Source organism: Pseudoglutamicibacter cumminsii (assembly GCF_003143995.1).
Classification (GTDB): Bacteria; Actinomycetota; Actinomycetes; order Actinomycetales; family Micrococcaceae; genus Pseudoglutamicibacter; species Pseudoglutamicibacter cumminsii_B.
In genome coordinates, this window is record NZ_QFWG01000005.1 from 14,326 (window position 1) to 28,207 (window position 13,882).

At 60.8% G+C, this 13,882-nt stretch carries 14 protein-coding genes, 1 tRNA gene and 1 riboswitch; of the genes, 6 read left to right on the forward strand and 9 right to left on the reverse strand.

Features of this window, described 5'->3' with window-relative positions; genetic code table 11:
- Positions 1-103: 103 nt before the first annotated feature.
- From CAY35_RS09840 to CAY35_RS04960, 4 genes are all read right to left on the reverse strand, one after another.
- The gene (locus CAY35_RS09840) at positions 104-1,015 is read right to left on the reverse strand and encodes a sensor histidine kinase (protein ID WP_258265636.1); all 912 of its coding nucleotides are present in this window, start codon (positions 1,013-1,015) and stop codon (positions 104-106) included.
- A gap of 5 nt (positions 1,016-1,020) precedes the next feature.
- A complete protein-coding gene (locus tag CAY35_RS09845) occupies positions 1,021-1,719 on the reverse strand; it encodes a hypothetical protein (protein WP_258265637.1) in 699 nt (232 codons plus the stop codon).
- An 11-nt stretch (positions 1,720-1,730) separates the two neighbouring features.
- Positions 1,731-2,438, reverse strand: coding sequence for a response regulator transcription factor (locus tag CAY35_RS04955; RefSeq protein WP_101630994.1), 708 nt, complete (start codon positions 2,436-2,438; stop codon positions 1,731-1,733).
- Positions 2,439-2,545: 107 nt separating this feature from the next.
- Entirely contained in the window at positions 2,546-2,950 is a 405-nt protein-coding gene (locus CAY35_RS04960) for a hypothetical protein (RefSeq protein WP_109303585.1), read from the reverse strand.
- 100 nt (positions 2,951-3,050) lie between these two features.
- On the opposite strand from CAY35_RS04960, the gene CAY35_RS04965 reads away from it, so the two are divergent.
- The gene (locus CAY35_RS04965) at positions 3,051-3,644 is read left to right on the forward strand and encodes a DUF3027 domain-containing protein (protein WP_109303586.1); all 594 of its coding nucleotides are present in this window, start codon (positions 3,051-3,053) and stop codon (positions 3,642-3,644) included.
- Positions 3,645-3,759: 115 nt separating this feature from the next.
- Here CAY35_RS04965 and serC read toward each other — a convergent pair whose 3' ends face one another.
- Together serC and CAY35_RS09480 are read right to left on the reverse strand one after the other, a co-directional pair.
- On the reverse strand, positions 3,760-4,845 hold the full coding sequence (serC, locus tag CAY35_RS04970; RefSeq protein ID WP_219930453.1) for a phosphoserine transaminase: 1,086 nt from the start codon (positions 4,843-4,845) through the stop codon (positions 3,760-3,762).
- A 137-nt stretch (positions 4,846-4,982) separates the two neighbouring features.
- Positions 4,983-5,345, reverse strand: coding sequence for a hypothetical protein (locus CAY35_RS09480; RefSeq protein ID WP_146191921.1), 363 nt, complete (start codon positions 5,343-5,345; stop codon positions 4,983-4,985).
- 179 nt (positions 5,346-5,524) lie between these two features.
- On the opposite strand from CAY35_RS09480, the gene CAY35_RS04975 reads away from it, so the two are divergent.
- The 3 genes from CAY35_RS04975 to CAY35_RS04985 all read left to right on the forward strand — a co-directional run bounded on the left by CAY35_RS04975 (position 5,525) and on the right by CAY35_RS04985 (position 8,595).
- Entirely contained in the window at positions 5,525-6,199 is a 675-nt protein-coding gene (locus CAY35_RS04975; protein WP_109303588.1) for a metal-dependent transcriptional regulator, read from the forward strand.
- A gap of 235 nt (positions 6,200-6,434) precedes the next feature.
- Positions 6,435-7,445, forward strand: a complete 1,011-nt coding sequence (locus CAY35_RS04980) for a M23 family metallopeptidase (RefSeq protein ID WP_109303589.1) — start codon at positions 6,435-6,437, stop codon at positions 7,443-7,445.
- A 130-nt stretch (positions 7,446-7,575) separates the two neighbouring features.
- Positions 7,576-7,720, forward strand: a riboswitch (cyclic di-AMP (ydaO/yuaA leader).
- Between the two features lie 5 nt (positions 7,721-7,725).
- Positions 7,726-8,595, forward strand: a complete 870-nt coding sequence (locus CAY35_RS04985; RefSeq protein WP_258265638.1) for a C40 family peptidase — start codon at positions 7,726-7,728, stop codon at positions 8,593-8,595.
- Positions 8,596-8,747: 152 nt separating this feature from the next.
- On the opposite strand, the gene CAY35_RS04990 is transcribed toward CAY35_RS04985, so the two are convergent.
- Positions 8,748-9,173 (reverse strand): NUDIX hydrolase, encoded by a 426-nt coding sequence (locus tag CAY35_RS04990; RefSeq protein ID WP_109303590.1) that lies wholly within the window; start codon positions 9,171-9,173, stop codon positions 8,748-8,750.
- A 52-nt stretch (positions 9,174-9,225) separates the two neighbouring features.
- On the opposite strand from CAY35_RS04990, the gene CAY35_RS04995 reads away from it, so the two are divergent.
- Complete coding sequence (locus tag CAY35_RS04995) at positions 9,226-10,473, forward strand: ROK family transcriptional regulator (protein ID WP_109303591.1); 1,248 nt, start codon at positions 9,226-9,228, stop codon at positions 10,471-10,473.
- Between the two features lie 74 nt (positions 10,474-10,547).
- On the opposite strand, the gene CAY35_RS05000 is transcribed toward CAY35_RS04995, so the two are convergent.
- A tRNA-Arg gene (locus tag CAY35_RS05000) sits at positions 10,548-10,621 on the reverse strand.
- 49 nt (positions 10,622-10,670) lie between these two features.
- Positions 10,671-11,324 carry a hypothetical protein gene (locus CAY35_RS05005; RefSeq protein ID WP_109303592.1) on the reverse strand — a complete coding sequence of 218 codons (654 nt, stop codon included), beginning with the start codon at positions 11,322-11,324 and terminating at the stop codon, positions 10,671-10,673.
- 63 nt (positions 11,325-11,387) lie between these two features.
- On the opposite strand from CAY35_RS05005, the gene pcrA reads away from it, so the two are divergent.
- On the forward strand, positions 11,388-13,877 hold the full coding sequence (pcrA, locus tag CAY35_RS05010) for a DNA helicase PcrA (RefSeq protein ID WP_109303593.1): 2,490 nt from the start codon (positions 11,388-11,390) through the stop codon (positions 13,875-13,877).
- Positions 13,878-13,882: the final 5 nt, after the last annotated feature.

Sequence of the window (13,882 nt, forward strand, 5' to 3'; positions counted from 1 at the left end):
GAAAACGCCAGCCGATACAGGCTGGATCGTCAGAAGATGTGGACAAGTCTGCCCGCGCGAGCCTGTGTGAATAACGCATCACGCGAGTTCGCGCGGCACGCCGTTACTTCTCCGGTGGCGGAGGAGGGAACGACGGCAAAGCGGATGGCCCATCAGAATCCGGGACCACGCCGGCGTCCGGAACCGCGTCAGCATCAGATACCTCGTCGATATCCGGAATCTCATCTTCATGCGATTCCTCAGCGTAGCTGTCCTGCATTTCAGAGAACTCAATTCGCGGCAACCGAAGCTCCAACGTCGCGCCACCGCCAGGGGTATCCGAGATCACGACACTGCCATCATGCTGCTTGGCAATCGCCGCAACAATCGCCAAACCCAAACCGGTCCCGCCAGTCTCACGGTCACGCGACTCATCGCCGCGATAAAAACGCTCGAAAATGCGCTTGGCATCCTCCGGCTTAATACCTGGACCATGATCCACGATCGCCAAAACCACCGTGTCACGCCCCTCAATAACAGGCCGCGAACCCACCGCAACCTCAATCGGGGACTCCTCCGGCGTGTAACGCATCGCGTTCGTCATCAGATTCACCAAAACCTGACGCAACTTCGCCTCATCGCCACGGGTCGGCGCAGAAACAGGCGGAGCCCCATCCAGGCCCACCAAACTGATCTTCCGATCAGGTGCGCTAACGCGGGCATCAGCCACCGCATCGTGCGCAAGAATCAACAAATCAACTTCCTGCGACTCCAACGGACGCTCCTCATCAAGGCGAGCCAGGGTCAACAAGTCCTCAACCAGCTGAGTCATTCGCTTAGCCTCAGACTCAATCCGGCCCATGGCCTGACTCAACGGCTCACCATCAGGGATACCACCGTGACGATACAGCTCCGAATAGCCACGGATCGTTACCAACGGAGTGCGCAACTCGTGCGAGGCGTCCTGAATGAAACGCCGCATCTTCTCTTCGGACACCTGCTGCGCCTTAAATGCAGACTCAATACGAGACAACATGACGTTCAAGGATTCCGAAAGACTACCGACTCAGTCTCCATCGGATACTTCGGAACACGCGACGACAAATCGCCGCCAGCGATCTTCGCGGCAGTCCGCTCAACGTCAGACAACGGCTTAAACGCCCGAGTCGTGATGACATAACCCACCAACGACATCACCATCGTCGCGAGCGTACCTGCAACCAAAATCGACGCGGTTGCCTGCTCAACCGTGCGCACCGTGTCCCGCAAAGGCCACGCAATCACCATGGTCCCCGGGCCGTCTGTACGCATGACAGCCTTAACACGCCAGCCCCGGGATGCAGGATCCGTGCCCGCAACCGTGAACGGACGCCGGCCGTGCTCATTGACAAGCTCAGGCGTGATCGGAGGCAGGGCCGGCTGGTCCACAGTGCCGACGCCCTTCGTCAGCACAACCTCGCCGTCCGCGTCAGACAACTGGCCGAAAAACGTCAACGCATTAGGCGACGTCCCGGTGACCCGGTCCGAGCCGACACGCAACGCAACCTCAAGGCCCGTCTGAAGCTCACCCAAACTGGACGCCAAGTCGCGGTCCACACGCTCCATCAGCGCGGCCTGGGTCGTCTGAGCGGTACCCCACGCCGTCGCAGCGATGCCGGCCATCATCAGGCCAGCCATCATCGCGACGAGCTTAGACCGCAAAGAAATGCGGCGGAGGGTACGGCGAAACCAGTCGAACAAAGAAAAGGAACCTATCGCTTATCAGGGGTGCGCAGCAGATAGCCGACGCCGCGCTTGGTGTGAATCAGCGGCTCCCAATCGTGCGGGGCATCCACCTTGCGGCGGAGGTAAGAAATATAGGATTCGACGATGGACGCGTCACCGTTGAAGTCGTACTCCCATACGTGATCCAGGATCTGCGCCTTCGACAGCACGCGGTTCGGGTTCATCATGAGGTAGCGCAAAAGCTTGAACTCAGTAGGGGAGAGGTCGATGGCCTCACCGCGGCGACGTACCTCGTGCGCATCGTCATCAAGCTCGAGGTCGGCCACGCGGAGGATCTCGTTTTCCATCTCAGGCTGGGTGCGGCGCAACACGGCGCGGATGCGGGCAACAACCTCGTCCAGTGAGAAAGGCTTGGTCACGTAATCGTCGCCGCCGACGGTCAGGCCCGTGACCTTATCGCTCGTGTCATCGCGTGCGGTCAAGAAGACGACAGGGAAGTGGCGGCCCGTTTCACGCAAACGGCGCGTGACCTCGAACCCGTCAAGGTCAGGGAGCATGACGTCCATGACGGCCAGGTCTGGTTCTTCGCGCTCAACCGCGGCCAGTGCCTCCTGGCCGGTTCCGGCCGCAACCACGTCGAAACCAGCGAAACGCAGCGACGTCGCCAGCAGCTCACGAATGTTCGGCTCATCATCAACGACGAGCAGTTTAGCTTCAGAAGAATTCGGTTTCATAACCACATTATGTCGATGAAAGCTGGACGTTCGCTGGATGGTTACGGGGCGCTTGCCTGACGCTAGCTGGAAGCCAGGGGCGCAGTGTCAGCCAGGCAACCGCATCGTTATTCTGCTGAATCTGTGCGGGCAGCGCGACGATTAGCTCGCGAGCGTTCAACGCCACCCCACACGAGCAAAACAATGACCCCAGCGAACGCGGTCGGCAACCCCCACAGGCCAACCGCCGTGAAGTAGCGGCCAAAGCCAAGATGCAAGAAATAGTCGACCAAAATGCCGAGCAGAGCGAACAAACTCACCACGCCCGCAAGTGCGGTGATGAACAAGATCGCGGTCCACACGGGGCGGCTCGCGGTCTTCACATCGGCGGCCTGCTCAGGGGAAGACAAAGGAGCCTGCGCTTCCTCGGTAAAAACTTCCTCAGTGGAAACGTCAGTGTCGGTGGAAACCTCGCCGGGGCCCTCGGCGGGGCGGTCGGCGCTGAAATTGTGGCCTGAATTATGCTGCGTCATCAGTGCAATGCTAGCGCTAAACGATGTCGTAGGCTTAAAAGTCAAGAACGCTGTGAACACGCGGCCACCCGAGAGTCCCGTGTGGCGCTAAGGAGGAAACGTGGCCCGTAAACCGAAACTCGATTCGGTGCTGGCAGAGGCTAAAGCGCAGGCCCGCGACGCGCTACTTGAAAACGAGCCCGAAAACGTTGTGGGTGAACACATCGAGGTTGTCGCGGAAGATTCCCGCGTGGTGACCCACTATTTCGAATGCACGCAAGATGGGTATGCCGGCTGGCGCTGGTATGTGACGTTGGCGCGCCCGCCGCGTGGGAAAACCGCTACCGTGAGCGAGTCTGGCTTGGTTCCCGGCGATGGTGCGCTTTTGGCTCCGGAGTGGGTTCCGTGGGAAGAACGCATGCGCGCCTATAAAGAGGAGCAGGCCGCTAAGAAGGCTGCGGAAGAAGCTGAGCGGGAAACGCAGCAAGCCTACGATGCGGATGAGGGCGCCGGCGAGGATATTGAAGACGCAAGTGATGCTAGCGGTGAAACAGCGGATGCTGAGGTAGACACAGACGCCGACGAGGTTGCTGCTGATGATGCCGCCGATGGTGGGCGCGGCAACCGCGCGGCCCGTCGGGAACCGCTGCAGCGTCGTCGCCGCCAGCGCCGCCGTCGCGGCCGTCGCGGTCAGCGGAACAGTAAGAAGAACTAGGTGCTGGGTCTAAGTATCAGGCCTGGGCGTTAACGGTGTTGGGGCGAGGACCACCCTCGCCCCAACACCGTTAACGTTCTAAGAATGATCGCTGACGCCGGGTCAGCGGCTCCCGTTAGCGGTTCTCCAAGATGAAGTCGATCGCTCGGGTGAGCTTACGGACGTCCTCTGGGTCAACGTTGACGAACGTTGCGATACGCAGCTGGTTGCGTCCGAGCTTGCGGTAGGGTTCCGTATCAACGATGCCGTTGTCGCGCAGCGCCTTGGCCAGCCAGGCGGCGTCGACCGAATCGTCGAAGTCGATCGTGCAGATGACCTGGGAACGGTCCTGTGCCCGCTCAACGAACGCGTTCGCGAGGCTGTGGGCGTCAGCCCAGTCGTAGATGACCTGGCTTGATTCGGCGGTGCGGGCCGTAGCCCAGTCCAGGCCGCCATTTTCGTTCATCCACTTCAGCTGCGCATCGAACGACAGCAGCGTTGGGAGCGAAGGCGTGTTGTAGGTCTGGTTCTTCGCCGAGTTATCCACGGCGGTCTTGAGGTTGAGGAATGCTGGAACCCAACGGCCAGACTCGGCGATCCGCTCGACGCGGGCCAGAGCGCGAGGTGACATGATCGCAACCCACAGGCCGCCGTCGGAGCCGAAGTTCTTCTGCAGCGAGAAGTAGTAGACGTCAGTTTCCTTGATGTCGACGGGCAGGCCGCCGGCCGCGGACGTGCCGTCGATGAGCACGAGCGCATCCTCGGAAATGCCTGCCGGACGCTTGACAGCTGCCGCGGCGCCAGTTGAGGTTTCGTTATGAGGCCACGCGTACACATCGGCGTCCGAGGCCTTGGCCTCCGGGACCGTGCCAGGCTCCGATTCGATGACCTCGGAGTCCTCAAGGAACGGTGCCGCCTGGGTTGCGGAAGCGAACTTGCCGCCAAACTCACCAAACACCAGATGCTGGGCCTTGCGCTCAACCAAACCGAACACGGCGGCATCCCAAAACGCGGTAGCGCCACCGAGACCCAAAACAACCTGGTAGCTCTCAGGGATAGAGAAGAGCTCAGCCACGCCCTCCTGCACCGACTTCACAAGGTTCTTCACAGGAGCCTGCCGGTGCGAGGTCCCGAGCAAGTCCTTGTTATCAACAATGGCCTGGACCTGAGCGTCACGCACCTTGGACGGGCCAGCGCCGAAACGGCCATCAACAGGAATCATGTCTGCAGGGATGCGGGGAAACTCGCTCACTCATACTCCTAGATCGAGAACGTCGGTTTCGATGGGCAGCCGAAACCGTGTGCCTTCAGTCTCTCGCATCCGGACCTGAATCCCGGGGTTCTGGTCAGCTTTATGACTCAGATAGAAGACCCGGCGGACGATGCGGTGCCCGGCCTGGTTGCTGCGTGTACAACAGCTAATAAACCCCATAGCCCAGAGGCGACGACAGCTAGAACTGCAGTGGCCCAATGGGGGATAGGGGCTGCAGCTGTCAGTACGAACCCAACGGACACTAGGGAAAACACGGATGCGGCGATGCCGACGGTAAAACCTCGTGCGGGGGAGTGACGTGCAACCTCTGATACCGCAAAGATGCCGGTAAATACGGCGCCGGCGGCAGCCGCAATGGCGACTAACGTCAAACCGTTCGCTCCAGTGAAAATGGAACCGAAGGCGAAACAGGCGGCGATAAAAATCTTCAGCCCGGTTGAATATTCCATTCTTCCTCCATGCCACGGGGCGTATTGAAATCATTTAACAACAAGGTAGGGGATATGCGGCCCCTTGGGATCTCGAGCCAGGCTAGGGTTTAATGAGTGAGAGCCTCGCAGGGCCTGGCCGCGGGTTGGAGCCGCGCGTCATTGCCTGCAGGCTGACGCTTAAGGAGCAGTTGTACGGCATGTCTGAACTCATCGATACAACAGAGATGTATCTGCGTACGGTTTTGGAACTTCAAGAAGAAGGTATCCCACCTATGCGTGCGCGCATCGCTGAACGCCTCGGCCATTCCGGTCCGACCGTCTCTCAGACTGTTGCCCGCATGGAACGTGACGGCCTCCTGCTCTTGGATGAACATCGTCACCTGACCTTCACGCCACTTGGTCGCGAGCGCGCGATCTCCGTGATGCGTAAACACCGCCTCGCGGAACGCCTGCTTGCCGATGTGATCGGCCTCGACTGGGAATTCGTGCACGAAGAAGCGTGCCGCTGGGAACACGTCATGAGCGACCGCGTCGAGGAGCGCATCGCCGAAATCCTCGATGACCCGTCCGTGTCCCCGTACGGAATTCGCATTCCAGAAGCATCGGATCAAGGTGAGCCTCACATCTCAGGCGTGAACCTCGAGAAGGTCGTCACTGAAGGTGGCTCGTATAAAGGTACGGTTTTGGCGCTCGCCGAGACCCTCCAGGTTGATCCGATCCTGCTTGGCCAGCTGCGCGACGGCGGCATCAAGCCACAGGCCAGCATCACCGCGGAAGCGAAAGAGGACTACATCGTGGTGCGCGTCGACGGCGTAGAAGGCGCGCTCGAACTCCCGCCCGAGGTTTCGGCCCACATTTTTGTAGCTCAGTAACGCGTGCCCGACCCGTCAAGCTGGACGTCTTGTGGCGTCGACATGGCGCTGTGCGGCGTCTCGATAGCGCTGTAAAGGTAACGATATGCCGTCCCGGTTGTTATCAAATTGTGACTTTGGCTGAAAATCGTTACGATTAAGGGCGGAGGAAAGCCGTGCAGGCTCCTCGCGAGCTAATTCACTAGCTAACTCGCTAGCTAAGCAGAGCCATCTCAGGGGAAGGGGAAGGCTGCGCATGCATCAGCAGCAGTCGATGAAGCCACGTGGTCGCCGAGCGAACCGCGTCGCTACGCCCACCGTTATGTCGCCCGTAGCAAGCGCGGATTCGCCGCGCCGTTTCGCGGGCACATCTCGTTACGGTGTCGCGGCAGATCTCGAAGCGTTGCTTGCGCTCGCACCCCAGGCTGATGCGGTTGAAGCTGGCGCTCCTGCGCCCGTCCGTGCAACAGCAGTTGCCGCCCCACTGGAAGAAGCGCCAGCTCGTACCGCATCGAATGTTATCGACTTTGAAACGCGTAGCGCTCGCCGTTCCAAGAATGCGCACGCCGCCCGGAAGCTGGGTGGCTACGCTACCGCGATCGGCAACATTCCTCAGCGCGCCGCTGTAGCTGCGGCTTCGGCTGGCTTGGTTGCCCTGTTGCTTGCACCTGGTCAGAGCCCTAAATCTGAGGACGATGTGGTGAGCGTTGAGCGTGCGGCTCAGTCGCTTCCAGCGGTTAACGACGTCGTTGCGCCGGCTGTTCCGCAGACCGTTGCCCACGTACAGGCGCAGGCTGTTGCCCCGGAAACGCTGGCTGAAATCCTTGAATCGGCAGGTGGACCGCTGAACCTGACACCGGAGCAGAAGTTGGGTCTGCTTGCTCATCCGGTCAACCCAGTCCGGATCACGTCCCCATTCGGTAACCGCCCTGACCCATGGGGCGGCAACAAGATGGTGGGACACGTGGGGCAGGACTATGCAACGACGTGCGGTCAGCCTGTGTATGCAACCGCACCGGGAACTGTTGTTCAGGCTGAATCCGCGGGTCACTCTGGCCTGCGCGTGACGATCGATCACGGCTTCGGCTTGGAGACGGCCTACAGCCACAACACGGCGCTTAAGGTGAACGTCGGTGACGAAGTTGATACTGGTGACCTGATCGCATTGTCCGGCACCACGGGCAATTCCACGGGATGTCACGTCCACTACGAAGTCATTATTGACGGTGAATTTGTTGACCCGGCTGACTGGGTTGGGCGGCAGTAAAGGGTGTTGTCCGACACACCGGTCACCGTTCCGTGATCAAAATGTGACAATTCGATAACGTTGCAGTATTGTTATCAAAGTCGGAAAGAGACATCGATCCGACAATGGCTCGGAGCCGAACACTGCCCCGGGCTTAAATAAACCGAACACGCAAAGGCAGTGGCGGGGGAACCAAACTTTCGGAGCTAAGGCGCTCCTAGGGGTAAAGCGGGAAACCGCCGAGAGACTCCCTCTCGAACCCGACAGCTCACCCCGCAGGCACAGGGAGAGGTAATTAGAAGTGACCAAGCGTATTGAAAAGGGACGCCACCGCGCGGCCGCATCCGCTAGCTCATTCGAGATCCTTAGCCGCGCAGTTGCATCCAACGCTGGCGCAATGGGTCGTCAGGCAGCGGTTGTCGCAGCGGCGAGCGGTCTCGTCGTAACCCTTGGTGTTTCCGGCGCTAACGCCACCAAGCAGGATCAGGCAACAACTCCTGAAGAGACTAAGACGCTCAACGTTGAGCGCACTGCTTCCGTCAAGCCAGCCGATATCAAGGCTGAGGCTAAGGCAGCTCCAATCGCATCTGTGAAGGTCAAGGCGACCCCAGCTCCGGTTGTTGAAGAAGTAGAGGAAGCAGACGAGCCAGCTGCATCGTCCGCAAACAGCGCTCAGACGGAAAGCACCGATAGCGGCCTCACCGAGGCTGACTTCGCCGCACAGGTCAGCGCAGACGGCAGCACCGCGGCTGCAACGGCTCCAGCGACCTCCTCGCCAGCACCTAAGAAGAAGGCTGAAAAGGACACCCCAGCACCGAAGTCCGCTTCCGGCCTCGCTGGTACCGCACTTTCCTACAAGGGCGCTCCATACGTCTGGGGCGGCACGACCCCATCTGGTTGGGACTGCTCCGGCTTTGTGCGCTACGTATACGCACAGAACGGCATCAACCTCAAGGGCCGCTCGACCCACGCGATGCTCGCTTCGGGTCAGCTCAAGCGCGTCTCCAACCCACAGCCAGGCGACCTCGTGTTCCAGAACGGCAACAACCACGTCGGCATCTACATCGGTGGCGGCAAGATCATCGGCGCTCAGAACCCTAAGGTCGGCACCGTGATTCGCCCAGCGAACTCGCCATACGGCCCGCTGACCGGCTACTACCGCGTCGGCTAAGACGCCAAGCTTATGTAGCTAACGAGCAACAGGCTCGTATAGCAGCTCCTGTAGCAAACAGTGAAGGGGCGGAACCTCAACAGGTTCCGCCCCATCGCTGTTTAACCTCGGTGGTAGCGGAGGGCAGGCCAGAAGCCGATGCCTGGCCCAGATCACTCGCCGCCGCGAGCGATGACCCGCGGCAAAACATGCTCACGCAACAACGGAGCGACATGCGGGTCCTCGATGGCTTCCGTAGGCTCCCGCCACGCAATCTCGGCGAGCTCCGCATCCGCACGGACAGGCCCATCGTGCGCCGCATCGTAATCAACATCGAATAAATACGCGACTAACCGGGTATTTGCTTCATTTGCGGCCCAGCCATCCCACTTTCCACGCGCCGTAAACCTAGACTGGGGGAGAGCCAAGCCGATCTCCTCGTGGAGCTCGCGAACAGCCGCCTCAAGCGGTTGCTCGCCCGGCTCCGGTTTGCCGCCAGGCTGCATCCACTTGGAAGTGCCTCGCTTGCGGACCAAAAGGATTCGGCCGGCTGGGTCAAGCACCCGGACAGCCGAAACGGTGATCGGCTCGCCGGGCATATTCGTGTTTATTGGTGTCATGGCCACTCAGACGTGAAGGAGAACGGTTGCGATGAGTCCGCTGAACGATGAAAGCGTCATTACGGACTTTAACCAGGCTATGGTTCTAGCCGCTGTCCGCGCCAAGGATGAAGGTGTGTCGCGCGTTGAACTCGCTGAAACCACCGGGCTCTCCGCGCAAACCATCTCGAACGTTGTGCGTAGGCTCATCAACGACGGATGGATCCGAGAATCAGGCCGCGTGATCCGCGGTCCAGGAAAGCCCCGCACCACGCTACAGCTCGTCGCGGACCGGTGCATCGCCATCGGTATTCACGCTGATTTTTCAACGCTTGAACTCGTGCTGATCGACCTCAACGGCGACGTCCTCTCACAGAGGCGTCAACCTTTCGAGGAAAGCTGGAGCTCAGTGGAAGTTCAGGTCGCCGAGGTTCAGCGCCTGGTTGTCGCGATGCTGAGTGAAGCCAACATCGGAATGGACAGAGTGCTCGGGGTGGGTATCGCATCCTCCGGGCACATCAACACCGAAACCGGCGTGATGCATCACCCATACATCTGGGACGGACCCGGTTTCGCGGTAGTGGAACCGCTTGAGGAAGCCCTCGGATGCCCTGTCTACCTCACACGCGACATGGTCGCTGCGACGATGGCGGAACGCTGGGTGGGTATCGGTCGCACCGTTTCGCACTTCATGACGGTCTACGCTGGCGCTGGCCTGGGCGCGGGCCTCGTATCGAACCACGAGGTGATCGTGGGGCATCGCGGCAACGCAGGAGACTTCACGCACCTTGAAGTTCCGTACGAGCAAGAAGAAACGTGCCCGATGTGCGGTAGGAATAACTGCCTGTACATAAACCTTGAACCTCCAGCTTTGAAGCGCCTCTTCGCGGATGAAGGCGTTGAGATGCCAGACATGACGGGTATCCCGGCCTACGCAGAAGCTGAAGTGCTCCTTGCTTGCTTGAATCCAACGAAATTCGATTCCCAAGCTGTCAAGCGTGTCCGCGAGCGCTTGTTGTCTATGGTCAGCGGATGCGTGGGCGAGATCGTGGGAATGCTCGACCAGGACAAGGTTGTCGTGTCCGGTCCGTTGTGGGAGCACGTTCGGGAAGATTACGGCGAGACCCTCGCCGAGCAGGTGCGTTCGCGTGCTGAAGGTGTCGTGTGGTCCCCGGTAGAGATCGTGCCGACCGAGCTCGGGCCGTGGATTGCGCCGCTGGGTGCTGCGTGCATCGTGCTTGACGCTGCGCTCATGCCTCGCCGCACGTTCACTGCGTCGCCAGGCGCGACAACATCGTAGGCCGGTATTGCCGGCACGCTGTGAACCGGGGTAAGTGCGAACCAGGCTCACGGCGAAGCCGTCTTGGTCATCAGTGCCCCTGGCGGGATTCGAACCCACGGCCTTCCCTTTAGGAGAGGGACGCTCTATCCATCTGAGCTACAGAGGCTTGCGCGTTTCGTGCACCGGCGCGAAACACACTTTGTCTATCCTAGCGTTTACTTTGCGCCATCATAGTTTGGGTCGTTCCAGCGTTTGCGGAATTCGGTGATGAACCAGACGACAGGCAACACGATGACGCACACCGCGATGATCGCGAGCAGCACCCATCGGATGAGGCCGACGACGGCGGTCGCGGTGACCAACGTTGCACCCGACGCTGAGAGCATCTCATCGATCATGATGTGGCTTGCGATGCCCACTGGAATGAAGGCGATGCACGCCCAGATCAAGGTGCGCTTGATGGCCTTGTTTGCCGGGCCGACGAGTGCGGTGACAGCGGCGCCGGCCGTACCCGCGAAGACGGTGAAGAGCATCCCGGCTGACATATGAGCTCCGGAGAGCAGAACGTGGTGGTCCTTGGTCATCGCCGAGCGGATGCCGTCAACGGTTGCGGTATCGAACCAGAACAAGTGATCCGGCAAAACCGCCCCGACGGCTTTATGTAACTGAGGCAGGGCGTTGCCGTGGAAGTACCACGTGAGCACAGCGGCCGCGACCACCAGCGCGACCACGAACGAACGCGGGCTCATGTTGTTGCGCGTGTCGTTGGGGTCAGCGTCATGGGCGCTTTGGCTCGCGGCGGCGCGCTGGGGCGCAGAGGCATTCTTGCGGGCAGGGGACTGGCTTGGGCGACGACGTTTACGGGACATGCTTTCTATTATGGGCGACGCCGGGGGTGAAGGCTCAGTCCGCATCATTAGACTAGAAGCGCTATGGATGCCTTGTTCGATCCTTTCGGTTCCTCCTCCGCTACCCGGCCTGCGCGCCAGCCCGCTTCACGCGTGTCACCTGACGCGCTCGTCGACGGCTTGAATCCGCAACAGAAAGCCGCCGTTGTTCACCGTGGTGCGCCGCTACTCATCGTGGCCGGCGCAGGCTCCGGTAAGACGCGTGTGCTGACCCACCGCATCGCGCATCTGCTGGCCACGGGCGAGGCTCGCCCGGGTGAGATCCTCGCGATCACGTTCACCAACAAAGCCGCGGCAGAGATGCGGGAACGCGTCGAACAAATCGTGGGGGAGCGCGCCCAGAACATGTGGATCTCGACGTTCCACTCGACAGCCGTGCGCATCTTGCGGCGCGAAGCGAAGGCGCTGGGCATGAAGTCGACGTTCAGCATCTATGACGCCCAGGACTCGCTGCGGTTGATCACGATGGTCGCGAAGGGTTTTGAACTGGACCCTAAGCGGTTCGCTCCGAAGGCTTTGCAGAACAAGATTTCCGCGCTCAAGAACGAACTTGTGGACCCCGAGGATTACGCGGGGATGATCCAGCAGAACAACCCGTTTGAGAAAGCGGTTTCGCAGGTCTACACCGAATATGCGGCGCGGCTCAAGCAGGCCAACGCGTTCGATTTCGATGACCTGCTCACGCAGCTCGTGTATCTGATGCGGGCGTTCCCGGAGATCCGCGATTCCTACCGCCGCCGCTTCCGCCACATTCTGGTTGATGAGTATCAGGACACCAACCACGCCCAGTACGCGTTCATCCGCGAGCTCACCGCGGGTGACTCCCCGGTTGAGGGTGCGGAGCTGACGGTGGTTGGCGACACCGACCAGTCGATCTACGCGTTCCGCGGCGCGGACATCCGCAACATCCGGGACTTCGAGGAAGACTTCCCGGACGCCGTCACGATCAAGCTGGAACAGAACTACCGTTCAACCCAGAACATCCTCGGGGCGGCGAACGCCGTGATCTCCCACAACTCGCAGCGGCAAGATAAATCGCTGTGGACCGCGATGGGGGACGGCGAGAAAATCGTTGGGTACGCGGCCGAATCCGAGCAGGCCGAAGCGAAGTTCATCGCTGACGAGATCCTACGGCTTTCCGACGAAGAAGGCATCCGCCCCGGCGACGTCGCGATCTTCTACCGCACCAACGCGCAGTCGCGCTCGATTGAAGAGCAGCTGATGCGCGTGGACCTCCGCTACACCGTGGTCGGTGGCACGCGGTTCTATGACCGTAAAGAGATCCGCGATGCGATCGCCTACCTGCGCGTCCTCGTCAACACTGCGGACGACATCTCACTGCGCCGCATCCTCAACGAACCCAAGCGAGGCATCGGCGACCGTGCGGAAGGGGCCGTTGCGGCGCTCGCCGAACGCGACCGCATCCCGTTCTGGGACGCCCTATTGCGTGCCGACGAAGCGCCTGGCATCGCGACGCGCTCGCTCAACCAGGTGCGGGCCTTCACCGAGATGATGCAGCAGCTCATCACGGTCGCAGAAGGCTCGGGCCCAACCGCGGCGCTTGAGGCCGTGCTTGAACAGACCGGCTACCTCCAGACCCTGCGGCTCTCGTCCGATCCGCAAGACGAATCCCGCGTGGAAAACCTCGCGGAACTCGTTGCAGTGATCCGCGACTTCGAAAAGGAAAACCCAGAAGACGGGCTCGCGGAGTTCCTAGAGCAGGTCTCTTTGGTTGCCGACGCTGACTCGATCCCGGATCAGCCTGACGACTCGGAGGGCGCCGCGCTCGCCGCCGCGGAAGGGCAGGTCACCCTCATGACCCTGCACACCGCGAAGGGCCTCGAATTCCCGGTCGTGTTCCTGACCGGTATGGAACACGGGATCTTCCCGCACCAACGCTCCCTCATGGACCCCAAGGAGCTCGAAGAAGAGCGCCGTCTCGCGTACGTCGGCATCACCCGTGCCCGGCAAAGGCTCTATGTTACGCGCGCCGAATACCGTTCGATGTGGGGCCAGGCTCAATACAATCCGGCGAGCCAATTCCTCGAAGAAATCCCAGACGAACTGCTCGACTGGCAGCGCGAAGGCAGCACCCGAACCCCGGTCGGCGGAACGGGCTTCGCAAACAGCCGCTATGCCAACCGCTGGGGCTCAGCCACGGAGACTTGGGCCGTGCCAGGCGCGGGCCGAAACCGCGGCCGCATGGCCGGAGACCCCGAACCTCACACCCTGCGCACCGGCCCTGTATCAAGCGGAAACCATGCCGGTTCAGGCCCTTCCGTGACCAACTCCGGGCGACCATTCGAGCCGCGTGCCGCATCGGGCGCTAACCCTTCCGGAGACGGCGAAATCCTCAACCTCGCGCCAGGGGATTCAGTCGTCCATGCGACGTTCGGAAACGGCACCGTCAAAGCAGTCGCAGGGCAAGGGCCCAAGACCGTCGCGACCGTGGTTTTCGACGGGGCAGGAGAGAAACGACTACTGCTCAGATACGCGCCACTCACCAAAGCCTGAAGCCG